A 23,113-nucleotide genomic window follows, 5' to 3' on the forward strand; every position below is an offset into this window, starting at 1 on the left:
GACTGTCCGCAGACTGTCCCTGGACTGTCTGCAGACAGTCCGCGAGCCAGAGGGGCGACTCCCGGTTCAGGTCGTCTCGCTTCAACAGGTTGTGATAGAAGCGGGCTCGGTTCGCCCCATCCGCCGGCAAGGTGGTCACCCAGGGCAGAGTCGTCACCCATGACCATGTGGGATTCACGCTGAAGTGGCGGGCACTTGACCAGAGCCAATCGACGGGGTCCTTCACCAGGCCGGCGCGCTTGGGATTGCGCTCGATATAGAGCTGGGTGAACATGGCCTGCTCATCCGATGTGACCGGCTTGGACCAGTAGCGCGCTTCCCAGAGGCAACCCGTGCGACCCCGCGCCCGGTTGAAGCAGGCCGAGTAGCGTCCATTCAGTCGCCTCATGAGCCGGCCCATGGCGCCATCCTTCAAGACCGAGATCAGTAGATGGATGTGATTGGGCATGAGGACAAAGGCATGGACCTGGATCTCCTCCGCTTCCAGGAATGATTCAAGCGATCGCAGATAGAGGAGGAAGTCCCCGGTTGTGACAAAGATCTGTTGCCGGTCGTGACCTCGACAACCCACGTGGTGGAGGCTGCCTGACTGATCCTGTTGTCGCGGGGTTGCCATGGGGGCTCCAGCTTGACCACCTCCTTCCACCGCAATTGGAGCGCGCATGATCCGCAAAGGAGTGAAGTTGCTTGGAGATATCCAGTGGGTGTTCGCGAGGAGCGACAGGTGGGGAATCCACGGCATGGATGGTCTGCGACGTGTCGTCCCGTTGGACACGCGGATCGTGCCACACGCTTTGTTGAAGGCAGGGTGATGTCGAGGCGGGCTGTGGGGAGGCCGGGCTTAGAGGTCGGGGTGCGTGCGTTGGCGCTCGGCCGTGTAGGTCCACCAGGGTTTGAGGGGCGCTCCCTCCATGAATCGCACGGCGGAGATGAAGACATCCAGGACGCAGGGGTCCTGCCTTTGGCAGGTGGCGGCGCAAAGACGATCGTAGAGGATCTTTGGATCCTGGCCCACGAGATCCCGCGGGACTCGGATGCCGATCTGGCGCAATTCCTCCGCGGTGGCCCGCCCCACGTTGGGCAGTTGCTCCAGGCGCGTCAGAGTGTTGCGATCGGGAGCAGTTGATTTGTCCAAGCCCTGGCCCATCACGCCTCCATGTCAAGGGGAATCCGACGCATCTCCTTGCGGGCCACCACCTGGCAGCGGCTGATGACATCCCGTCCCCACCAGTCCTTCAATTCATCCATGGCCAGATTGAGCCGGCTCTCGCGCTCCGCCCTGCCACCGTCCAGCAGGCCCAGCTGCACCGGGTGGCCCACCACCGGCTGCAGGCGTCCGGCCGACAGGCCCAACAACCTCAGCGCCTCGCCTTCGCTCCAGTTCTCATGAAAGAGGTGGCGCGCCGCGGCGTAGAGATCTGATTCCCGCTGACTGGGCCGCGCCAGAGGCTGCTGGCGGAAACGGTTGCGGAAATCCGGGCTGCGCAACTGCACCGTCACCTGGCGGGCGGCCAAGCCAGCCTCCCGCAGGCGGCGGCAGACCCGCTCGGTCAGATCAAGCAGTTCCGCCTCCAGGGCCTGTCGCCCGCGCAAATCCTGGCCGAAGGTGCGGGAGTGCCCCACCGATTTCTCCTCACGGGAGTAGCCGAAGGGCCGGGTGATGCGGCCGCCCTCGCCCCGGGCCAGACGCTGCAGGTTGCCCGCCCACAGCGGGCCGAAGCGTCGTGCCAGGATGGCGAGGGGGAATTCCGCCAACTGGCCCAGGGTGTGGATGCCCAGTTCGCGCAACTTGCCGGCTGTGGACTCCCCGATGCCGTGCATGGCCTGCACGTCCAGTGGCGCCAACACGGCGCGGGCCTCGTCGGCGCGGATCTCGAAGAGACCGGCTGGCTTGCGCAGCTTGGAGGCCATCTTGGCGAGCAGCTGGTTGGGGGCGATGCCAATGCTGCAGGCAAGACCCAAATCACTTCTGATGCGGGCCTGGACCGTGCAGGCGATCTCCCATGGCCCGCCATGAAGCAGGCGGCAACGGCTCACCTCCAGCACGGCCTCGTCCACACTGAGCACGTCCAGGTCCGGCGTGTACTGTTCGAGGATGGCCATCACCTCGGCGGAGGCGGCGCTGTACTTGCCACGGGAGCCGGGCAGGTAGACGGCGTCCGGACAACGACGCCAGGCTTCGGCGACCGGCATGCCGGAGCGGATGCCATAGGCCCGCGCCTCATAGGAACAGGTGGTGACGATACCGCGCCCGGAGAAGGCGGCCTCGGGGGACTGGGCGTCCTCGCAGCTCTTCGCGTGGAGCCGCCGGCCCTCCTTGCCCCAGGGCGGCGGCCCGCCGCCGATGACCACCGGCCGGCCGCGCAGGGCGGGGTTGTCCCGCTGCTCCACCGCGGCGAAGAAGGCGTCCATGTCCACGTGGAGGTAGCTCGCTTCCACCGCCCTTCTCCTCGAGAACCCAATTCCGCACGCAATTGTTGACCGGGGTCTTCCTTGCCGCTGAGCAGACGATGATCGGACAGGATGCCCCGGGATCATCCGCGGCGGCCCACTCCACTTTCGTCCCGAACCACCAGGAGATGCCGTTGCCGTCCAGCACGCCACCCCGCTTGTCCTCGTCATCGCCCTTGACAGGCTCCTGCAGCGGCGTGGCGCCGGCCGCCAGGGCGCGATGGAAGGTGGCGTCCACCTCCGGCACATAGACATGCAGGTGGGCTGGCAGCGGCGGCCACTCCGGCTGGGCCTCGCCCAGCATCAGCACGCCGTCGTCGATGCGCAGGGCCACATGCTGGACGCGCCCGTCGGGGGCCGTGTGGCGCAGCAGTTCGACCCCGTCCAGCACGTCCTGGACAAAGGTGATCAGGGCCTTGGCATCCTTGACGACGAGCTAAGGTGACAGGCTGGGGTAGCCCTCGGGCTTGAAGGTCATCCGCTCTTCCTTTCTCAAAGGTCTTCCCAAGCGCAATTGAGGATCGATGGCTCGGTCATCGCGTCGTCACGTCCCCCATCCCGGCCTTCCCTTTGGCAGGGGGAAGGCGTCGGGCTCATCCCGGCATGGGCGAAAACTGGTCGGCGACGACCCACCAGCGCCCCCCTTCGCATGCCAGGAAGAGAAGATCCCGTCCGCGCAGGACTTGGTGATGGTCTTCCGGCCCAATTTCGATCTCGTACTCGTAGGCGACGACCGCCGCCTGGCCGTGGATGCGGACGAGGGGGTGGCGCACCTGCCAGCGGTGGATCGCCACGCCCCGGGCGTAGGCCGTCCAGCCGGCCACGCAATCCGCCCCGCTCTCCAAGCGCCCGACCATGGCGGGCGTGATGGCGACCATGTCCGGGTGGAAGAACTCGACCAGGCGCTCGGGCCGCCCCTGTGTCCAGGCGCGATTCAGCTCCTCGACGGTGGCCCACACCTCGCGCTGGAGGGGGTCGCTGAAAGGCATGGCGTCCTCTTGCTTTCTCCAGATGGAAATCGAAGATCGATGGTCCGATTTGCGCATTTCCGTGAATCCCCATCCCGGCCTTCCCCCTTGCAAGGGGAAGGAGTCCTAGCCCACCAGGCAGACGCGGGTCAGCTCCCACTGCTGGCTCTCGATGGCGTAGCTCAGCTCGTAGACATCCGGCCCCTCCGTGCAGACGGCGAAATGCCGGCGGCGGTTGTAACCCTCGTCGCTGACCCAGCCGCCGTTGACGCGGCTGACCTTGTAGACGTGGTTCTTCCAGCGGAAGCGCAGCGGACTCATGGTGCCGTTGCGGAACAGGGTGATCACCTCGACAGGGTCACCGATCTCCTCGTAGCGCATGGTTCACCTAGTGGACTGATTCTCGTGAGATGACGGATGATGAAGTGCATAGGCCGTCCAGCGCAAGGCGTCCGCGCCGCCGGCGCAGTGGGGCTGCGTCAAGGCGCGGCAACGCGGCGATGGGCGGCCTGGGCGCTTCCCGTAGGGTTTGCGAGGTTGCCAACGATCCATCTCCCATGCATTGTGCAGCAAACAGCATTCGGCAGATCACGGGAATTGGTCCACTAGCAGCCTGTCGGGCTTGGGCCTTGGATGGGATTCGCGCCCAAATCGTGGCCGGTTTTTCGGAATTTTCGAAGAGCATACTGGTGGTCTGTTCAAGAAAATTGCGGAAAAATCCGGACCGATTGGGGCGATGAAGACCGCCAAGTGGCCAAGTCCGACAGACTGCTAGCGATAGCGGCGCATCAACCCGGTCACCTTGCCCGCGATGCGGAACTCCGGGCTGGTCCCTTCCACGAACAGGGGTTCGTAGCGGGCGTTGGCCGGCTGCAGACGGATGCGGTCCTGCTCCGGGAAGTAGAACTTGACGGTGGCCTCCTCCCCGATGAGGGCCACCACCATGTCGCCGGCGCGCGCCGAGTCCTGCACCTGGGCGAAAACGAGGTCCCCGTCCAGGATGCCCGCCTCCACCATGCTGTCGCCGCGCACCTCGAGGGCGAAATGCTCGTCGCCACGCAGCAGCTGGGTGTCCACCTGCAGCATCTCCTCCACATGCTCCACCGCCAGGATTGGTTCGCCGGCAGCCACCCGCCCCAGCAGGGGCACGCTGCGCACGCTCAGTTCCAGGATGCGGCCGGCGGCGAGGGCGGCGGGCGTCAGCTCCAGGGCGCGGGCGCGCCCAGCCACCCGCAGCAGGTAGCCCTTCCGCTCCAGGGCGTCCAGCAGCACCTTGACGCCGTTGGTGGACTTGATGCCGAAGCGCTCACCGAGTTCCCGGTAGCTGGGGGGCGTGCCGCCCTTCTCCAGGGCCTGGCGCAGGTAGGCCAGCAGCTCTTCCTGGCGGCTGGTGAGGTTGTCGTTGGCGCCGCGCGGGCTCATGCTCCCTCCGGATATTGTTCATAGGATAGTGAACAAATGTTCCAGATGCAAGGGGGCGTGGGAAGAGTTCCAATAGCTTTCCCAGCGCCTTCTGTCCACCCAGGCGATTGAGAACTGCTTGGCGGCCATGATGTCAAGGCGTGATCAAAGCACCGACGTGTGGCTGATGGGAACTTGCGTCGCCATGCAGAAACATGGTGCTTCAACGGGGCACTATCGAAGCCGCCAGGCGTGGGGACAGATTTTCTTCGTCATTGGCGATGGGGTGGCGCATGAGGCGAAGCGGGCGCGGAGTGATTGACGGATCGGGAGTGATGGCCGTGGCGCGACGGTAGCGCATTAGATGGCGAAATGGTAGTGTTGGTGGTGGCGTAATGGTAGCGCAATACCGGGCGGACGGGATGCGTAGGAGGCCGCGAAATGATGGTGCTGTGCGAAAAGAAAGGAATGGTCCGGGCTGGATTGACGAGTCATTGCGTTTGTCAGTCCAGACGGCAAGACGCGGTGGAACTCCTTGCTGTGATTGTGAACGAATGACTGGCTATCTGACCCGTGTGGTGGATGCCGAGCTGGATGAGCTGCTGCCCGGCTTGCCAGCGATCGCCCTTGAAGGCCCCAAGGGTGTGGGCAAGACCGAGACGGCCCGGCGCCGTGCGCGCACGATCCAGCGCCTGGACGATCCAGCGCCGCGAGCCGTCGCCGAGGCGGATCCGGCGCAGGTGCTCACTGGCGAGCCGCCTGTACTGGTTGACGAGTGGCAGCGCGTGCCGGCGGTATGGGACGCGGTCCGGCGCGCCGTCGACGACGGGGCCGGACCGGGCCGCTTTCTGCTGACGGGCTCGGCCAGTCCGGCAGCGCCGCCGACGCATTCCGGCGCTGGCCGGATCGTGACACTGCGCATGCGCCCGCTGACGCTGGGCGAGCGTGGCGTCGGCCGGCCCGGCGTCAGCCTCAAGCACGTGCTGCAAGGCGGCCGGGAAGAGATAGAGGGCCGGACGGACCTCGTCCTGGCGGATTACGTGCAGGAGATCACGGCCTCGGGTTTCCCCGGCATCCGCACCTTGTCGGGACGCGCCCGGCGGCTGCAACTGGACGGCTACCTGCGCCGCATCATCGACACGGACTTCCCGGAGCAAGGCCACACGGCCCGCCGGCCCGCCGTGCTGGAGCGCTGGCTGGCGGCCTATGCCGCGGCCACGGCCACCACGGCCTCCTACGAGACGATTCGCGATGCCGCCACGAGCGGCCAGGGCGAGAAGCCGGCGAAGACGACGACGCAACCCTATCGGGACATCCTGGAGCGGCTGTGGATCGTCGACCCAGTTCCCGCTTGGCTGCCGTCGGGCAATCGCCTGAATCGTCTTTCCCAGCCGCCGAAGCACCATCTGGCCGACCCGGCGCTGGCCGCGCACCTCCTCGGACTGGATGCCGAAGCCCTGTTGACGGGCGCCGGACCGGGACCGGAAATCCCGCGCGACGGCACGCTGCTCGGGCACTTGTTCGAATCACTGGTGACCCTCTGCGTCCGCGTCTTCGCACAGGCGGCTGACGCCCGTGTCAAGCACTTCCGCCAGCAGGGCGGGCGGCAGGAGGTCGACCTGATCGTGGAAGGGGCCGATCAGCGCATCCTTGCCATTGAAGTGAAGCTCAGCGGCGCCGTGGGGGATCGTGACGTCAAGCATCTGCTCTGGCTGCGCGATCAGCTCGGCCACGATCTCATCGACGCCCTGGTGATCCACACGGGTCCGCAGGCCTACCGCCGCAAGGACGGGATCGCCGTGGTGCCGGCGGCGCTGCTCGGCCCCTGATCGTTGCCCGGCGCGTCTGAAAACGCCGAAAGCTACACTCCGTGCGCAAACGAAGGCGCACCCATGCACGCACAAGCCCTTGACGCCCTCGGCTGGTCCGGGCGCCGGCAGGCCCTCTTCGCTCCCCACGCCGCACGCGGCCTCGTGGCGGGACGAGTCGTGCGCGGCGACCCGGGCAAGTCCTCCGAGCTGCAGGTCCTGGCCGCCAACGTGGATCTCGTCTTCGTCGTCCATCCCATCGCCGCGGCGCCCAACCTGCGCGCATCGAGCGGGAGCTGTCCCTCGCCAGCACGCCGACGAGGAGCGCAAATGGAAGACGGTCGCCAAAGCGGCCAAGGAATTCGGCAAGATGAAAGGTCGCTGAGGCCTGGCAGGGGACAGGCCGCCAAGCGGGAGACCACACATGGCACCATCTCAAGCTGGAATCTGTGCTCTCTGCGGCGGGCACTTGGCTTTTGCAGACATGGCGACGCATCTCAGCACCTGCGCCCCCGCCCACGCCGCCGTGAGCGGCGCACCAATCAAACTTCTCCAACTGCTTGTCCGCTGCCCGGAGCGGTCAGACTACTGGCTGGTTCTGGAAGCGAAGGCCCACGCCAAGCTGCGGAGTCTGGATTCCTTTTTGAGGCAGATCTGGTTGGAGTGCTGCGGGCACATCAGCGCCTTCGAGGTGGAGGACACGACCTATCTGTCCCATCTGGATCCATTCGAGCACGACGCAACGCAGGCCCGCAGCATGGAGGCGTCCATTGGCCACGTGTTCACGAGCTTGGGTCAAACCATCGGCTATCTCTACGACTACGGTGACACGACCACGCTGGAATTGCGAGCGGAATGCCTGCGCGAGGGCCGGATCGGCCGGCGTTCCATCCGCCTGCTGGCGCGCAACGATGCGCCGCTGCACGTGTGTGGCGTCTGTGGCAGGCCTGCCACCGCGATCTGTCCCTATTGCCTGGGAGACGCAGGCGCATTCTGTTGTGATGAGCACCGGCGCTCCCATGCCTGCAATGAACCCGAGTCCTTCCTGCCGATCTGCAACTCGCCGCGCATGGGCGTGTGCGGTTACACGGGCGAGGTCTGAGGAGCCCTGCAAGCACATGGCCGCCGTCCTGTGGAGCCGTTCGCCACCAAAGGTCTGATGGTTCGCATCCGCATCCGTTTGGATCATCCGTCACGTAGGGATTGAATGAAGGGAGACACCATGGACGCCAAGGCGCAGGCCGTGCTGACGGCCATGAAGAAGGCGGGCAAGCCGGTCAAGGGGGCGGACGTGGCCGCCGCCACGGGCCTGGACCCCAAGGAGGTGGGCAAGATCATCGCCGTGCTGAAGAAGGACGGCCAGGTGGTGTCGCCCAGGAATTGCTTCTACGAGCCGGCCAGGTAGACATGTCCAACGCCCCTGTCACTTCCAACGCGGACGGCCCGCCGGACGGCCCTGGGCTATGCGCCCGGCCCGGAGGGCCCCGTCCCGGCCGAGTTCGTCCACATGAGCGTGCCCTATGCGGCGGGCGCGCTCGATTCCTCCACCGAGGACCTTCTGCGCTGGCAGACGAGCCTGCACGGCGGGAGGCTGCTCACGGCGGAGGGCCTGGGCGAGATGGGCAGGCCCGTGCGCGAAGACTATGCCATGGGGCTGATCCGGCGCGAGCAGAAGGGGATCGTCGTGCTGGAGCATGGCGGCGGGATCGAGGGCTTCAACACGCAGCTGGCCTGGCAGCCTTTCGGACTTGGCCGCTTCGCGGTCTTCATCGCCCCTGCCGGTCCCATTCGACGCAGATTTCTTGCGAGTAAATGCCATTACGCGACGCGAGATCTCCGCCGAATCGCCCTCGACATGGGCGCGAATCCCATCGAAGGTCCAAGCCCGAAAGGCTGCAGGTATCCGGACCGTCGCATCACGGTGGCGGTTCTGGGCAACTTGAACGACACGGCGCCCGCTGAGATCGCGGGCCGCCTGGGCGCCTTGGCCCATGGACTGCCCGTGGACCTGCCGGAGCCGAGGCAAGCAGTGGAGCTGCCCCGCGCAGACCTGAGGAGGTGGTCGGCGACGATCAACTGACCCCGGACTTCCACATCCGCGTGTTCCTGGAGGGGGACCGGCTCATGGCCCAGGGCACGGGCCAACCGGCATTGCCTCCCTTTGCCGAGGCCAGGGACCGCTTTATTCTCAAGCCAGTGGATGCCCGGCTGCACTTCACCCGCGACGAGACCGGCCGCGTGTCCAGTGGCGTGCGGCTCCAGGCTGGACGGGAACTTCCCCTCGTCCGCAAATAGAACAGGCTCCGCCCCGTGGGGAGAGTCGGAATCACGGGCTCTCTTGACATCAAACCGACCGTCCGGTATGTTTGTCTCATGAGTCGCACTGCCCATAATCCTGAAGCCACGCGCCGCGCCCTGCTCAAGAGCGCCGCGGTCCAGATCCACCGTCATGGGTTCCAGGCGGCCAGCCTGGAGGCCATCCTGGCTGAGACGGGCGTGACCAAGGGCGCGCTCTACCACCACTTCCGCAACAAGCACGAACTGGGCTTGGCGGTCCTGCATGAGGTCTTTCGCGAGGACATGCTGCGGGACTGGCGGGAGGCGCTGGGGGAGGGGGATCACCCCGTCGAGGCGATCCTGGCGCTGTTGGAGCGACAGCAGCGTGGGGCCAGCGCCTGTTCCGTGGAGTGCGGCTGCCCGTTGAACAACTTGGCCCAGGAGATGGCCAGCGTGGACGAACCCTTTCGTGTGGCCATCGAAGAGATCATGTCCACCTGGCGCGGGCTGATCGCCTCAGCCCTGGAGCGGGGGCAACGCGCCGGCATGGTGCGGCCCGGGGCGGATGCCGCCGGGGAGGCGGTCTTCATCACCAGCCTGATCGAAGGGGCGGCGGGGGCGGCCAAGACCGCCCGGGATCCAGACTTGCTGCGACAGGCGACGACAGTCCTGGCGAGCCATCTGGAGAGTCTGCGGGCCGAGCGACCAGCATGACTTTTTGCGCCGGGTAAAATACCAACTGGTCGGTTTGAAAGAGCGAAACGAGTCAATAGAAAGGGCGCTGACATGAGCAAGCTGTTCGAGGCCACCCGACTGGGGAATCTGGAGTTGCGCAACCGGGTCGTGATGGCCCCCATGACCCGCTGCCGGGCCACGGCCGACCACCAGCCCACGGACCTGATGGCCGAGTACTACAGCCAGCGGGCCGGGGCCGGGCTGATTGTGACGGAAGGGACCTCCCCCTCCCCCCAGGGTCTGGGCTATGCCCGCATTCCCGGTCTCTTCAACGAGGAGCACGTGGCGGGCTGGCGCCAGGTGACGGATGCGGTCCATGCCGGAGGTGGAAGGATCGTGGTCCAGCTGATGCACTCGGGTCGCGTCTCCAGCCGGCTCAACATGCCGGCCGCTGCGCGGGTGGTGGCGCCCTCGGCGGTGGCGATGAGCGGCGAGATGTGGACAGACGGGCAAGGCATGCAGCCCCACACCATGCCCGAGGAAATGAGCGAGGCCGACATCGCGGGGGCAGTTGGCGAGTTTGCCGCCTCAGCGGCGCTGGCCATCGAGGCCGGATTCGATGGAGTTGAGTTGCACGGCGCCAACGGCTACCTCATCGACCAGTTCCTCAACACGGCCAGCAACCAGCGCACGGACCGCTGGGGCGGCAGCGTGGAGAACCGGATGCGGTTCGCCCTTGACGTGGCGCGGGCGACGGCGGCGCGCATCGGCGCGGGACGCACGGGCATCCGTCTTTCTCCCTACGGCGCCTTCAACGACATGCGGCCGGATGCGGAGATGGACGCGCTCTACCAGCTTCTGGCCAAGGAGTTGGGGCGGCTGGGTCTGGCCTACGTGCATGTGGTGGACCACAGCTCGATGGGTGCGCCGGCGGTGCCGGCAGAAGTGAAGGAGAGCATGCGCCGGGAATTCGGCGGGGCGATCATCCTGTCCGGCGGGTACGACCAGGCGCGGGCGGAGGCGGAGCTGGCGTTGGGCCACGGCGATGCCGTGGCCTACGGGCGGCCCTTCATCGCCAATCCGGATCTGGTGCGGAGAATGCGGGATGGGTTGGCGCTGGTGCAGCCGGACGCGAGCACCTTCTACACACCGGGGCCGGAGGGGTACACGGACTATCCAGTGGCCAATTGACCAAAGCTCGTAGGGACACGGCGCGCCGTGTCCCTACGGAGAACCACATTCCATCCAATCAGCCTGCAACAGGAGCCATGGCCATGCAATTCCTCGTCAGCGCCCACGACGGCACCGACGCGCAAGCCCAGGCCCGCCGCCTGGCCGCCCGCCCCGCGCATCTGGAGCTGGGCCGTCGCCTGCGCACGGAGGGTCGGCATCTCTATGGCGTGGCCCTGCTGGACGAGGCGGGACAGATGACCGGCTCCGTGCTGATTGTGGACTATCCGTCGCGCGCCGAACTGGACGCCTGGCTGGCGGAGGAACCCTACGTGACCGGCAAGGTCTGGGAGCGGATCGTCGTGAGCCCCTGCCGGGTAGGGCCCGCCTTTCTCGATCAGGACACCCGCGTCAAGCTGGAAGGGTTGGAGCCGTGACACAAGAAGACAGAACCTTGCGTCGATCCGCGGACGCCATGATTGCCGGTGTGTGCGCGGGACTGGCCGAACGGTTGGGCTGGCCGGTGACCCGGTTCCGGTTGGGCTACGCGCTCTTGTCCATCCTCAGCGCGGCCTTCCCCGGAATCCTGGTCTACCTCGCGCTGTGGTTCCTCATGCCGGGGCCGCGGCGCCATTGACCGGCGCCGCCTGGATTCATGCGAACTGCATAAGGAGATAAACATGAAGATTGGTGTGATTGGCTCCGGCGATGTGGGCAAGACCCTCGCCGCGGGCTTCCTGAAGCATGGTCACGACGTGGCCATCGGCACGCGCGACACCAACAAACTGGCCGCCTTCCAGGGTGAGCATCCCGCCATCCAGGTCGGAGACTTCGCCTTGGCCGCCGCCTTTGGCGACGTGCTGGTCCTTGCCGTGAAGGGGACTGTCGCAGCGGAGGCCCTGCGCCTGGCGGGGTCGGACAAGCTGGCCGGCAAAGTGGTGCTGGATGCCACCAATCCCATCGCCGATTTGCCTCCCGAGGGGGGCGTGCTGCGCTTCTTCACGATCGAGGGCGAGTCCCTCATGGAGCGCCTGCAGGCTGATTTCCCGCATGTTCGCTTTGTCAAAGCCTTCAGCTGCGTGGGAAACCCCTTCATGGTGAATCCCGCCTTTCCCGGCGGACCACCCACCATGTTCATTTGCGGGAACGATGAACCGGCCAAGGAGAGCACTCGCGCCATCCTCGACCAGTTCGGCTGGGAGACGGCGGACATGGGAGACGTGCGCGCCGCCCGCGCCATCGAGCCGCTCTGCCAGCTTTGGTGCCTGCCGGGATTCCGGCACAACCAGTGGACACACGCATTCAAGCTGTTGAGGGTCTGACAGAAGAGATCCAGCAGTATTCCTGGGCCGGCGGGTCAGGGCTCGGTGATCGGCTGCGCCGTCCCGACCGCCGGCAGGATCTCCTCGCCGGCACGGGCCAGCGCCAGGAAGCACTGCCGCGCGCCTTCCAGGGCGCGTGTCCAGTGCATTTCCGGCAAAGCCTCGTCCAGGGCGGACTTGAAGGCCTGCCAACGGTCGGGTTGTCCGTCTCCGTAAGGGTCCATGGAGCGGGTGCCGGCCTGACCCTGCAGCCCATATGCGGCGCGCAGGCCGCGTGCCATCATGCGATTGCCGTTGCCACTCCCTTCCAGCACATAGTGGGCACCCAGCAGCTCGGCGGGAGGTTGGTCCACACTGCGCCGGCGATCGGCGGCAGTCAGTTCACGCCAGGACTCCGCTTCCCAGTCGCGCCACAGGCGGACCTCCAGTGCGCGGTGGATGAGCTGCAATTGGGCCAGCCACGCCACATAGATGACTTGGGGGAGTTGCCCGCTGAACAGCAGACGTTGGAATTCGCCGCCCTCGGCCCGCCGATGCTCAGCCGCGGTCTGCTCGCGCAAGAGGGCGCCCAAACCGGTGGCTGGTGCCTCCCACCCACTGCCTCTTGGCTGGATCATGTGCTGCATCCTTTCCCCACCAACCACATTGGTACCAACAACCAAGCCAAGCCCTTCAGGAAGAAGAACCAGACGCCCACCCAGCCCACCTTGCGGAGATAGCGTCCCAGTATCATGCCTCCCGCCTGACCGCTCGAACATCACACATCAAACATAGTTTGTTAAGCCGAACTTTGATACGAGCGCACCCGGCTATTGATTGGCGGACACCGGGAACGGGATCTCAGAAGCTGGACTTGCCGTCGGCCGTGTCCAGCAGGATGGTCACCGGTCCATCGGCCTTCAGCAGGATTTCCATGTGGTCGCCGAAGACGCCCGTCGCCACGTGACATCCGGCGGCGCGCAGGCCGGAGGCCAAAGCCTCCAGCAATGGTTCGGCCTGCGTGGGCGGGGCCGCATGGCCGTAGTATGGCCGGCGGCCGCGGCGCGTGTCGGCGTGCAGGGTGAACTGGCTGACGAGGAGAATCTCCCCGGCGGCGCCGGCCGGACCCGATGCGTGGCTTCCGGCCTCGGTGTTGTTCATTTCCAGCACGAAGAGGTTCATCACGCCGCTCGCATCCGGGAAGAGGCGCAGGTGGGGGATGCGTTTCGCCAGTTGTTCGGCATCCAAGGGGCCGTCACGACGCTCCACGCCGGCCAGGATCAACAGGCCTCGGCCAATGACTGCCCGGTGGCCGCTGGCGCAGTGCAGCTCCGCCCTTGATACCCGCTGCAGCACGACTCGCATGCTTCGCCTCCCCCTCTTTCGGGCAGGAAGATGGAGAAGCCGCGTCAGCCACAGCCGGCCGGCCATCTGTTTGCCGGCACGGACGGAAGTCGCATGGCGAATCGGCCGCCAACGCGATACGCCACTCGCAGGATGCCGGGCGGTGGGTGCCGTCAATGCCATGCGGGAGCTGCAGAGATTCCCGCTTTCTCAAGACAAACTCCCTCACGTCTCTTCGACCAGGAACGCCACCAGGATTCCCGGCGTTGGGGATCAAAAGGTCGCCCCGGGCGCCCCAACATCAAAGAAAGGAAGAATCATGAGGATCCAGATCAACACCGACAGCCATGTTGAGGTCAATGACCGGCTGGCCCGCAAGATCAGGGAACTTGTCAGAGGCGGGCTGGAGCGCTTCGGCGGCCAGGTCACGCGCGTGGAGCTGCACTTGAGCGATGAGGACGGCGACAAGTCGGCCGGCGTCGAAAGTCTGCGCTGCCTGTTGGAAGCCCGGCTGGCCGGCCTGCAGCCGGTCTCGGTGAGTCATCAGGCGCCAGGCCCGGAGCAGGCGGTCGACGGCGCTGTCGAGAAGGTGAGGCGCGCCCTGGAGAAGACCATTGGCCGCCTGGGCAAGCGCTGAGCAAGGACAGCACGGCAGGCGTGGACGGTCAGCGCATTCCCGTTGAAGGCGCGGCTGAATCATGGTTGGGCGGCTGACGAAGCACATGTCGCAATCAGTCCAGGGGACAGACCCCGGCGGTTGGTACCTTGCCCGCGACACAACTGATTGAGCAGTTCAGGACCATTGCCGCAGGTGGTCATCCGGCCATCGCGGGCCTTTCCACGGGAGGAAGCATGCGGCACGAGACCGGCCTGCGTTGCACCAAGCGGTTGCGGGTGAAGCTGCCTGACGCGCCCGGCTGGCTGGGGCGCCTTGTCACACGGATGGGTGAGTTCGGGGCACGCTTCGGTGAGATTGTCACCATCCACAACGGCAAACGCGACCGCATCCGCGACCTGGATGTCACGGTTCAGGACGAAGGCACTTTCGACCGCATGTGCGATGCCATCCGCGAGATGGAAGGCATCGACCTCATCGCCGTGACGGACGTGGTGCGCGAACGGCACCTGGGCGGCAAGATCGAGATGGTGGGCCGCGCCCCCATCCACAGCGCCGACGATCTGGGCATCGTCTACACGCCGGGCGTCGCCTCCATCTGCCTGCAAATCCAGGCCGATCCCGAGCTGGCCTGGACCTACACCGGTATCCAGAACACGGTGGCGATTGTGACCAACGGCACGGCTGTGTTGGGTTTGGGCGACATCGGCGCGGTGGCGGGCATGCCGGTGATGGAGGGCAAGGCCCTCCTCTTTCACCAGTTGGCGGGAATCAGTGGTGTGCCCATCCTGCTGGACAGCAAGGATCCGGACGAAATCGTGGCGGCAGTCAAGGCCATCGCCCCCACCTTCGGCGCCATCAAGCTGGAGGACATCCGCGCCCCCGAGTGTTTCGACATCGAGGCCCGCCTGGACGAGGCGCTGGACATCCCGGTCATGCATGACGACCAGCATGGCACGGCCACGGTCGTTCTGGCCGCGCTGCTCACCATCGCCCGGTTGCGCCACCTGAACCTGCACCGGTCCACTATCGGCATCATCGGACTGGGCGCCGCTGGCGCCGGCATCCATCAATTGCTCAAGGCCTACGGAGTGGAGACAGTCTATGGGGCGGACATCAATCCAATAATGATCGAGCGGTTCACGGCGCGCGGGGGGCAAGCCACCGATCTGGCAGGGGTGATGGCCAAGTCCAGCATGGTGATCGCCACCACCGGCGTTCCAGGCCTGATCAAGCCGGAACAGGTGCGCAAGGGGCAGGTCATCCTCGCCCTCTCCAATCCGGATCCGGAGATCCTGCCCGACGACGCCCTCGCCGCCGGTGCCGCCTTCGCCGCCGACGGCAAGGGCGTCAACAACGCCATGGCCTTCCCGGGATTGTTCAAGGGCGCCCTGCGGGCCCGTGCCACCACGATCAACGATGCCATGAAGATCGCCGCCGCCAAGGCCATTGCCCAGCATGCAATGGAAGGCGAACTGATGCCCAACATCCTGGATCGCTCCGCCCACGAAGAGGTGGCACGAGCCGTGGAGGCCACCGCGCTGAAGACCGGCGTGGTCCGCTTCAGTCGGCACCTGGAACCCTGAGCGCCACCACACCTGGATGAATCAGGCTGGGCAGGCGGGCGGCGGGACAGGCCGGACGCTCCTCACTTGATCAGGATGCCGCGCTGGCTCCCCACCAGGATCCCATCCCGCCACGCCGATACCACATACGTGCCACCAGGCAAGCCCCTCGCGTGCCACCGTGCCACATGAGCGCCGGGACCACGCGGACCCAGGTCCAAGGTCTCCACATGTCTCCCCAGCAGGTCATGGATCCGCAGTTCGAGCCGGCCAGGCAGTTCTGACTCGAAAGTGAGAAGCAGATCAGGATTGAAGGGATTGGGGGCCAAAGTGATGCAGGAAGAAAGTGGCCAGGTGGGCGGGGCAGCCACCGCGTTCAGCTCGAGCCCTTCCATGTGCGATGTGCCATTGGTGACGGAGACGATCACGAAACTGTTGTTCAGGTCCACCAGGGCGCCACTGAAGGTGAAATCAAGCGTGCTTTCGTCCCGCAGCCCGATCCCCAGGGCCGTGGCGGCCCCCACGAATTTGCGTTCAGCCTGGATCAGATCAAGGATCTCCAGCAGATCCAAACTGTCCGGCAGTTCGGCGGGAAAGGCCAGGCTGTCCAGATGCCACAACAGGAACAGCTGGACCGTGCTTATGGGATTGGGCACGGCCCCCGCCTCGATCGGACCCTCCGCCCGGTAGTAAAGTCCGAATACATGATAGGTGGTGTCTGGATTGATGTTGCGCTTGGCGGCCAGGGCCAGCAGCTGCTCGGCGCCCGTCCCTTCCGTCGAGGCGATGAGGCCCCCCAGGCCCTCATCCAGTTCCGGAACCCATTGGGTGGTGTCAATGCTGCCTTCCACCGCGAAAGTGCCGCTGAAGGGACCGAAGGGAATCTGCGCATACTGGAAGGACAGGGATCCTGTGTAGAAGACTTGGGCGCCCTGGGCCCACAGCTTTCCCACCAGGAGGGCAAGAATGAACAGATATCTCAACATGAAGCCTCCTTGGGTCATGTGTGGCGAGCTGGCCGACTTCACAGCAATGGCTTCGCTGATTGAAAAACACGAAAGCGCCGAGATGTCAGGGCGCGCCCTGACACTTGGGCATTTCACCTGCAATCCGCCGGCCGCCTGTCATGGCACGCACCAGGTGGGTCGACCCGGGAGCGATGGACTTGGCTCGGCCGGCAGCAAGGCAGGCACTCAGAAATTAGTTCCCCCATCAGAGCGCTGCAACGGGAAACTCTTGCCCCTGAGAATCTTTCCCTCTTCGCCCATCCAGTCGAAGCCGGGATTGGATCCAACGCCTTGGGCTGAAACTCGTTGCATGTCAGCAGCTTGCGTGGAGGAGACTCGATGCCCTGCGCCATTCCCATCCGGCATGGCCTTTGCTCGCATGAGGGGGCCACAAACTTGCGGGAATCATGCGACGACTACGCTTCTGGCATGTCAGCATCCTTGGCGCGTTCCTGCTGGCCTCGGCCGGGGGCGCCCGCTATCGGCTCTCCGACTCCCCTCTCTTCCTGCACGACATGCGGGCCGGTCGGGTGGAGTTCGAAGGTCAGGGCAAGCAGTTCATCTTCGAGGCCGACACCCTGCGACAGGAGTCCGCCTTTGGCCTTCGCTATGGCTTGACACAACGCCTGGTCTTCGAATTCAGCTATCCCTACCTGATGGAATCGCTTGGCCCCCTTAGCAAGAGCGGCCAGGGGGATCTGGCCACCGCCCTGAGCTACCGCCATCCCCTGTCAAACTGGCCCGGCATGAGCCTGGGATTGCGTCAAGCCCTCATTTTTCCCAGCGGGTTCAGAAGGGAACTGGTCGGTTTTGATCGCTTCACGGGCGGTCGCACCCAGGCGGAAACACTTGTCCAACTTGAGTTTGGAGATCGCCCCCAGGATCTTTCCACTCTTTGGCTGGCGGTCAATGGTGGGTTGCGCACGGACAACCACCTGGAAAACACCAAGATGCTGTGGGGCGCCTCCATCCGCTATCATCTGGTCCAGCGCTGGCTCTTTCTGGAAAGCGAGCTGGCCCAGGAGATGGCGACGGACACCAAGGAAGCCACCTACCAGTTCAGTGCCGGACTGGGCGTGAAACTGCCCTGGGGCTTCCAGGTACGGCTTGGGGCCGAAGAGCGGGTCATCTACGAATTGGACCGCTTTGGCCTTTATGCCGCCCTCGGCTGGAGCCGGCAACCGGTCATCCCCATCCGCATGCGCTATCGCCATCTCCACCCCGGACTGCAGAAGCGATTGGATGACAAGAACAAAGTCCCCTCCTTCACGCTTGAACCGGGCACCCCGGCCCTCCTGACGGAATCAGGCCGCCTGCCCTTCCTCCCGTTGAGGGTGGTGCTCCTTCCCTTTATCGAGGCAGATCAAGCGCCTGTGGCCGTCACCCTGTCACAGGCCTTCCATCGTGTCATCGAAGCGGACAGCAGTTTTCAGGTGGTGCCCCCGGCCGAGGTGGAAGCCTACCTGGACTTTCACCGGATGGCGTCCCGCGACCTGACGGAAGAGACCGCCATCAATGAACTGGGGCGCTCCCTCAAGGCGGACCTGGTCCTGCGGGGGCGGATCCTCTCTTATCAACCCCGTCAGTTTCGTGGCCATGCCTTGCCGCCGCTGTTCGCCCGCAGCCGCCAGGCCGGCACTTTGGAGGCCCAGGCCTGGCTACAACAAGTGGACCATCCGGGGCCACCCCATTCAGCCAAACTAAGCTGGGAGGAGAGCGGTCCTGGTCGCTGGAGCCTCTTCACGGCCAAGCATGGCTTGCGCGAACGTCCGGGTTCCGCCCTTGAGCGCAGTGCCCTGACTCACCAGCTCCTGGAGTCCTGGAGCATATTGGCCGCCAACACACTTATGTATGAAGAGACGGAAGTGCTGGTGATAGATAAATGAAAGCGCGACTCTACCATTTGGTAATCTTTCTAACCGTTTGGTTTGTGGCCTGCGCCAGGCCTCCTCATGAAGCCGAGGACCGCGCCCCGCAGATCCGCAATCTACGGGTGGACATGAGTGGCGCCACGCCAGGGTCCATCATCATGCTCAGGGCCGACATCACGGATCCCGATGGAGATTCCCTGGATGTCAGTTGGCAGGCAACCGTCGGTCTTATTGTGGCCAGCTTCCAGGATTCGGCCCGCTGGCAAAGTCCGGACAGCAGTGTCTATGCCAGGATCTTCGTCCAGGCGGTGGATCCGGCGGGCAACCTTGCCGCCGACACCCTCCGCTTCTGGGTCCACAACCAGGCACCAGTCATCCAGGAGCTGCGCGGGTCGGCCACCACTGTATTGAATGGCAACACCATCACCCTGTTCGGCAGGGTCCAGGATCCAGATGGGCATCCCGTCACCCTGCAGTGGTCAAGCCCGTGGGGCACCTTCAATCAAAGCACGGGAGACTCCGTCCGCTGGACCGTGCCTGATTCCACCATGCACGCCTGGGCCAGTCTGGCGGCGCTTGACATCTACGGCGCCGTGACGAGGGACACCCTCAGGGTCATCGTCTACACAGAGGTGGGCTGCGCCTGGATCATCAGCCAAGGCGAACAGGAGATCGTCAAACTGTCCTCCATTGGTGACGAGTTGCTGCGCCTGGGTGGCTTCACGGACTTGCAGGATCTGGATCTGGACCCCGAGAACCGCCGCTTGTGGGTCTGTGAGGGTCAACCCCCTGCCCTGCACAGCTATGACTTGCGCGGCAGGCCGCTCTTCTCTGTCACGGCAGGATTTGCCCGGCCTACCCGCCTGCGCAGCTGGTACCGAACCGGCAGCGTGCTGGTGCTGGATGGCGACAGCGCCCAAGTGGTCGAGATCAACCTCTTCGGCGACCGCGAACTGCGCCGCATCGGCGGCCTGACCCGTCCCAACGCCCTGGATATTGATCAGCGCACCGGCGCGGTGTGGATCTGCGACGAGGGCAGCAACAACCTCTTCCACATCGCCAACGGCTATGACGGCAGCATCGAGGACGTCTGGAACAGCCCGCACGTCATCCGCCGGGACGGCTACCAGTTTCCGGTGGACATCTCGGTGGAGGATTCGACCGGCGCCTGCTGGCTGGTGGACAAGGAGGCGGGGATGCTGGTCCGCTACGCGGCCAACGGCATCGACAGCCTCGTCGTCACGGGCTTCCAGAACCCGGTGGCCGTGTCGGCCACTTGGTCCCAGGGATTGTGCTGGGTGCTGGACAGGGGCCTGAACTCGCGGGCCCTGCGCTACTTCTTCGACCAGGAGCAGGTGGCGGTGGACGGCCTGCTCTTTCCGAAAGATTTGGCATTCAACCGCATCGATTCGCATGTCTGGGTGCTTGACACGGAGCGCAACCGTGTGCTGCGCCTACGCCCGGACGGCAACTTGGCCGGCGCCTGGACAGACTTCGATTTCCCCACCCGCATCCGCATCAACGGCGGCTACTAAGCCCATTCATGAAGAGATTCATGATCTCGTCGGCCATCTCTGTGGCCGTGCGTAGTTCTCCGCCGTCCTGGAAGGCCTGGGTGTAGACGTTAAGGGTCTCCAGGAAGGTGGCGCAAAGTCGATCGGCATCCAGGCGGTGCAGCTCGCCAAGGTCCATGCCCCTGCTGATCACGTTGCGGATTCGGTCCCGCATCTCCTCGTGCAGTCGCTGGGACTGATGGTGCCAGGGATTGTCGGCCGGCTGCCTCAGGCGGTGCTGAAACTGCCGGTGCATGACGAAAAAATCCAGGTGCTTCCGGTAGTAGATGAGGAACATGACACAGAGAGCGCGCAACTGCAGGGCGGCGCCCCCCTCCCCGACCACTGACTTGCGCAGGATGCCCAACAGATCCTGGTATCCGTCCGCCAGGATGCTGTGGAAGAGGTGCTCCTTGCTGGTGAAGAACTGGTACAGTGTCGGCTTGGCGAATTCGGCCTGACGGGCAATTTCATCCAGGGTGGTGCCGGTGAAGCCATGCTTGGCGAAGTGCTGGCGGGCGACATCCAGAATTTCACGGCGACGTTGGCTGCGTTCCCGGGCCCGCCGCCCCAGCGGCGCCTCCTCGTCGGCCATGTCTGCTGGTGGTGAAGCGTTTCGCGGTTGCATGCCCTGGGCCACTTGAAGGAAGGTTGAGGCGGGCAAGGCTGGTTGTCGCGCCTCCGGGGCCAGCACGTCATGGTTGTCCATCGGTCCTCCCTTGTTTGGCCGCACCAATCTGGCACTTGGGCAATGTACTGGCAAGTAAAATTGGAAACCTAATGGAAGACATTTGATTTCATTATGGTGGTCAATCAGATACCATGAAGTCTTGTCTCAGGCGGGACGGCGTCCGCATTCGTCCTGATCAGCCCCAGCCAACAACGCCTCAACCCATTGGCAAATTGTCCATGTCCGTCGTGCGCTTGGAAGGGTCCCAAATTGAAGGGGGGCACCCCCGAAACATGGGTGGCGCCACCCCCCGTGGACTCGGAGAGATGTGTTGCGAAGCCTTGAGTCCTTCGTGGTCTTCCTCGCCCTTGGTGGCCTGGATTTTTCGCAGCGTCCTTTCACATACCACCAGCATGCGCCGCGAGATCTCCAAGGAACCGGTCTCGACCGAAGGTGAATCCAGTCAAAGGCCCAGGCCCGACCGACCGCTTGAGCGAAAGAATGGCGGCAAGGTTTCGTCCTCGCCACAATCTTTGTCACTTTTGTTGCGCTGGAATCCACCCAAGGACTGATTTGTTGTTTTCATCGGGACGATAAAGAATTGTCATTGCTGGATGATCATGCAGATTTCAGGCCGCTCCCTGCGGGTTCACATGACCCTTTATTCCGCGCTCACCCTGCTCCTGACGCTGGGCCTGGTGATCGTGGTGGCATGGTTCCCGCTCAGCAATCGCCTTCTATCAAGTGTGGAGCTGGCCCTCTCCCATGACGCCACCATGCGGGCGCGGGCCGTGGACGAGACCTTGCGTCGGGCCTGTGAACTGGCGTGGCAGGTTTCCAGCAGGACGGCGGCGCGGATCACCACGGCCGAGCTTGATCGTGGCATGATCAGCCTCGAGGAGGCGCGAGCCGCCCTGTTGCCCCGCCTGCGCGATGCGTTGGATTTCTCCCATGAGATGAAGGGTCTGGTGCGCATTGATTTGCGGGGCAGAATCCTGGCGAGGATCGGTCCCGACCTGATGGACAGCCTGACAGATCGCCAGGCGGACTTTCCCATCCTTGAAGCACCACCCGTTCGCTATGCCTCCCGAGGGCACCAGGGCATGTCCCGCATCTTTTTCCTGGGCCATGATCCCCATGTCATCATCTTCACCCCCGTTTATTCACCGGACCAGCGAGTGGTGGCACAAGACTTGTTGTTGTTTCGCCTGGACGCCTTGCCACCGATCATGGCCGCCCCCATGCCCCAGGGGCAATCCGTGTCGTGCCTCTTGCTGGGGGCGAAGGGCGACCAAGCGGCACCGGAGGTCTTGCTGCGCACCGGCGGCAGCAAGGCGCTGCCGGGAATTCCCGCGCTGACCCAGAGTTATGAACACCTGCTGAATACAGAGACGCTTGTGGGTCGGTTGGATGAGCTGCTGCTGTGCGCCACGCCTTTGAACATCAGCAACATGTGGCTGGTGGTCGGGTCGCCACAGAAGGCCATGACCGGAGAAGCCAGAAGCTGGCTGATCACCATCCTTGCCATCGTCCTCGGACTGGGCTTCCTGGGGCTGCTCTGCAGCCTCTTGTTGCTTCGCCCCCTGCGGGACAAGATCTTGGTGGCACAGGAGGAATTGCGCCGGCAGGTGGCGGAGACGGAGAAGACCCGCGCCAAGCTGGAGGCGCAAAGCGACTTGCTGCTGGAGCGGAACGAGGATCTGCGCCATTTCGCTTACGCCAGTGCCCATGACTTGAAAAGTCCGCTCATCAGCATTGGTGGCCACGCCCAGATGCTGCTGGACCGCCTGGGGCCCGATCTGCCGCCTGAACGGCGCCTGAGTCTGGAGTTCATCCTTTCAGGCACCAAGCGGTTGTTCCAGCATGTCAACGACATGCTGGAGTACTCCCGTGCCGCTGAGATCGAGCCGCGGCTGACCCGCCTGTCGCTGGACCGACTATGCCAGGAGATCCTCTCCAGCCTGGACGGTCGCATCCGCGAAAGTCGCGCCATCATTCGCCTGGGCGAGACGCCGGACATCTTCAGCGACCGCCGGTTGTTGCGCATGGTTCTTCAGAACCTGGTGGACAACGCCCTCTGCTATCGCCAGCCCGACCGGGCCCCGGAAGTGGACATCCAGGCCGAGGCGGCTCCCCATGAGGTGGTGATTCGCGTGAAGGACAATGGACTGGGCATTTCTCCCGATCACCAGCCCCAGATTTTCGAAAGCTTCTACCGCCTGCATGAGGATGCCAAGATCCCCGGCACGGGCCTGGGTCTGGCCATTTGCCTGCGGGCGGTGCGACGTCTGGAGGGAACAATCGAGCTGGAGTCGGAGCCCGGACAAGGGAGCTGCTTCACGGTGCGCCTGCCGCAGCCACCTCCCGAGGCCCTGCAGGAAGACGACGAGGGCACCCCCCTTGCCTGAGGTCCGACCTCCCGTGCCACCGCGTGTC

General features: G+C 64.7%; 25 protein-coding genes and 1 pseudogene. 15 read left to right on the top strand and 11 right to left on the bottom strand.

All coding sequences use genetic code 11. The features are described from left to right. From Q8O14_00385 to lexA, 7 genes and pseudogenes are all read right to left on the bottom strand, one after another. Positions 1-616: transposase (locus Q8O14_00385; GenBank protein ID MDP2359199.1), on the bottom strand; the 616-nt coding region annotated here is incomplete at its 3' end. A 225-nt stretch (positions 617-841) separates the two neighbouring features. Beyond that, positions 842-1,147 (bottom strand): helix-hairpin-helix domain-containing protein, encoded by a 306-nt coding sequence (locus Q8O14_00390; GenBank protein ID MDP2359200.1) that lies wholly within the window; start codon positions 1,145-1,147, stop codon positions 842-844. Beyond that, positions 1,147-2,439, bottom strand: coding sequence for a DNA polymerase IV (gene dinB / locus Q8O14_00395; protein MDP2359201.1), 1,293 nt, complete (start codon positions 2,437-2,439; stop codon positions 1,147-1,149). Before dinB ends, Q8O14_00390 begins: the two co-directional genes overlap by 1 nt. A 220-nt stretch (positions 2,440-2,659) precedes the next feature. Next, positions 2,660-2,842, bottom strand: a pseudogene (locus tag Q8O14_00400) (VOC family protein). Positions 2,843-3,044: 202 nt separating this feature from the next. After that, complete coding sequence (locus tag Q8O14_00405) at positions 3,045-3,440, bottom strand: nuclear transport factor 2 family protein (protein MDP2359202.1); 396 nt, start codon at positions 3,438-3,440, stop codon at positions 3,045-3,047. Positions 3,441-3,545: 105 nt separating this feature from the next. Next, a complete protein-coding gene (locus tag Q8O14_00410; GenBank protein MDP2359203.1) occupies positions 3,546-3,800 on the bottom strand; it encodes a hypothetical protein in 255 nt (84 codons plus the stop codon). Between the two features lie 390 nt (positions 3,801-4,190). Further along, positions 4,191-4,841 (bottom strand): transcriptional repressor LexA, encoded by a 651-nt coding sequence (lexA, locus tag Q8O14_00415; protein MDP2359204.1) that lies wholly within the window; start codon positions 4,839-4,841, stop codon positions 4,191-4,193. A gap of 533 nt (positions 4,842-5,374) precedes the next feature. Between lexA and Q8O14_00420 the strand changes: the two genes are divergently transcribed. The 10 genes from Q8O14_00420 (at position 5,375) to Q8O14_00465 (ending at position 12,072) form a co-directional block, all read left to right on the top strand. Further along, on the top strand, positions 5,375-6,649 hold the full coding sequence (locus tag Q8O14_00420; GenBank protein MDP2359205.1) for a DUF4143 domain-containing protein: 1,275 nt from the start codon (positions 5,375-5,377) through the stop codon (positions 6,647-6,649). A 463-nt stretch (positions 6,650-7,112) separates the two neighbouring features. Beyond that, entirely contained in the window at positions 7,113-7,730 is a 618-nt protein-coding gene (locus Q8O14_00425) for a hypothetical protein (GenBank protein ID MDP2359206.1), read from the top strand. Between the two features lie 120 nt (positions 7,731-7,850). Continuing rightward, positions 7,851-8,033 carry a transcriptional regulator gene (locus tag Q8O14_00430; GenBank protein MDP2359207.1) on the top strand — a complete coding sequence of 61 codons (183 nt, stop codon included), beginning with the start codon at positions 7,851-7,853 and terminating at the stop codon, positions 8,031-8,033. Positions 8,034-8,135: 102 nt separating this feature from the next. Next, positions 8,136-8,708: a hypothetical protein gene (locus tag Q8O14_00435; protein MDP2359208.1), complete on the top strand. Its 573-nt coding sequence runs from the start codon at positions 8,136-8,138 to the stop codon at positions 8,706-8,708. Next, positions 8,687-8,923 (top strand): hypothetical protein, encoded by a 237-nt coding sequence (locus tag Q8O14_00440; protein MDP2359209.1) that lies wholly within the window; start codon positions 8,687-8,689, stop codon positions 8,921-8,923. Before Q8O14_00435 ends, Q8O14_00440 begins: the two co-directional genes overlap by 22 nt. Positions 8,924-9,001: 78 nt before the next feature. Then, a complete protein-coding gene (locus Q8O14_00445) occupies positions 9,002-9,619 on the top strand; it encodes a TetR family transcriptional regulator C-terminal domain-containing protein (GenBank protein ID MDP2359210.1) in 618 nt (205 codons plus the stop codon). Between the two features lie 72 nt (positions 9,620-9,691). Continuing rightward, complete coding sequence (locus Q8O14_00450; protein ID MDP2359211.1) at positions 9,692-10,771, top strand: alkene reductase; 1,080 nt, start codon at positions 9,692-9,694, stop codon at positions 10,769-10,771. A gap of 83 nt (positions 10,772-10,854) precedes the next feature. Beyond that, positions 10,855-11,187 (top strand): YciI family protein, encoded by a 333-nt coding sequence (locus tag Q8O14_00455; GenBank protein ID MDP2359212.1) that lies wholly within the window; start codon positions 10,855-10,857, stop codon positions 11,185-11,187. Continuing rightward, positions 11,184-11,387 (top strand): PspC domain-containing protein, encoded by a 204-nt coding sequence (locus Q8O14_00460; GenBank protein ID MDP2359213.1) that lies wholly within the window; start codon positions 11,184-11,186, stop codon positions 11,385-11,387. The genes Q8O14_00455 and Q8O14_00460 overlap by 4 nt, the downstream gene beginning before the upstream one ends. 43 nt (positions 11,388-11,430) lie before the next feature. Then, on the top strand, positions 11,431-12,072 hold the full coding sequence (locus tag Q8O14_00465) for an NAD(P)-binding domain-containing protein (GenBank protein ID MDP2359214.1): 642 nt from the start codon (positions 11,431-11,433) through the stop codon (positions 12,070-12,072). Between the two features lie 35 nt (positions 12,073-12,107). On the opposite strand, the gene Q8O14_00470 is transcribed toward Q8O14_00465, so the two are convergent. Both Q8O14_00470 and dtd read right to left on the bottom strand, forming a co-directional pair. Then, a complete protein-coding gene (locus Q8O14_00470; protein MDP2359215.1) occupies positions 12,108-12,689 on the bottom strand; it encodes a biliverdin-producing heme oxygenase in 582 nt (193 codons plus the stop codon). A 223-nt stretch (positions 12,690-12,912) separates the two neighbouring features. Then, positions 12,913-13,416: a D-aminoacyl-tRNA deacylase gene (gene dtd, locus Q8O14_00475; protein MDP2359216.1), complete on the bottom strand. Its 504-nt coding sequence runs from the start codon at positions 13,414-13,416 to the stop codon at positions 12,913-12,915. Between the two features lie 298 nt (positions 13,417-13,714). On the opposite strand from dtd, the gene Q8O14_00480 reads away from it, so the two are divergent. Next, on the top strand, positions 13,715-14,032 hold the full coding sequence (locus Q8O14_00480; protein MDP2359217.1) for an HPF/RaiA family ribosome-associated protein: 318 nt from the start codon (positions 13,715-13,717) through the stop codon (positions 14,030-14,032). Between the two features lie 215 nt (positions 14,033-14,247). Next, positions 14,248-15,597, top strand: a complete 1,350-nt coding sequence (locus tag Q8O14_00485; GenBank protein ID MDP2359218.1) for an NAD(P)-dependent oxidoreductase — start codon at positions 14,248-14,250, stop codon at positions 15,595-15,597. Positions 15,598-15,659: 62 nt separating this feature from the next. Here Q8O14_00485 and Q8O14_00490 read toward each other — a convergent pair whose 3' ends face one another. Further along, positions 15,660-16,562, bottom strand: a complete 903-nt coding sequence (locus Q8O14_00490) for a hypothetical protein (protein ID MDP2359219.1) — start codon at positions 16,560-16,562, stop codon at positions 15,660-15,662. 428 nt (positions 16,563-16,990) lie between these two features. Here Q8O14_00490 and Q8O14_00495 point away from each other — a divergent pair, with 428 nt between their 5' ends. Both Q8O14_00495 and Q8O14_00500 read left to right on the top strand, forming a co-directional pair. Then, positions 16,991-18,469: a hypothetical protein gene (locus tag Q8O14_00495; GenBank protein MDP2359220.1), complete on the top strand. Its 1,479-nt coding sequence runs from the start codon at positions 16,991-16,993 to the stop codon at positions 18,467-18,469. A 113-nt stretch (positions 18,470-18,582) separates the two neighbouring features. Beyond that, entirely contained in the window at positions 18,583-19,989 is a 1,407-nt protein-coding gene (locus tag Q8O14_00500) for a hypothetical protein (protein ID MDP2359221.1), read from the top strand. Here the strand turns inward: Q8O14_00500 and Q8O14_00505 are convergent. Next, on the bottom strand, positions 19,973-20,716 hold the full coding sequence (locus tag Q8O14_00505; protein ID MDP2359222.1) for a TetR/AcrR family transcriptional regulator: 744 nt from the start codon (positions 20,714-20,716) through the stop codon (positions 19,973-19,975). The two genes, Q8O14_00500 and Q8O14_00505, sit on opposite strands and share 17 nt — an antisense overlap. A gap of 581 nt (positions 20,717-21,297) precedes the next feature. Between Q8O14_00505 and Q8O14_00510 the strand changes: the two genes are divergently transcribed. Then, positions 21,298-23,085 carry a HAMP domain-containing sensor histidine kinase gene (locus tag Q8O14_00510; GenBank protein ID MDP2359223.1) on the top strand — a complete coding sequence of 596 codons (1,788 nt, stop codon included), beginning with the start codon at positions 21,298-21,300 and terminating at the stop codon, positions 23,083-23,085. Positions 23,086-23,113 lie beyond the last annotated feature (28 nt).

This window comes from bacterium (assembly GCA_030685015.1).
GTDB lineage: Bacteria > CAIWAD01 > CAIWAD01 > CAIWAD01 > CAIWAD01 > CAIWAD01.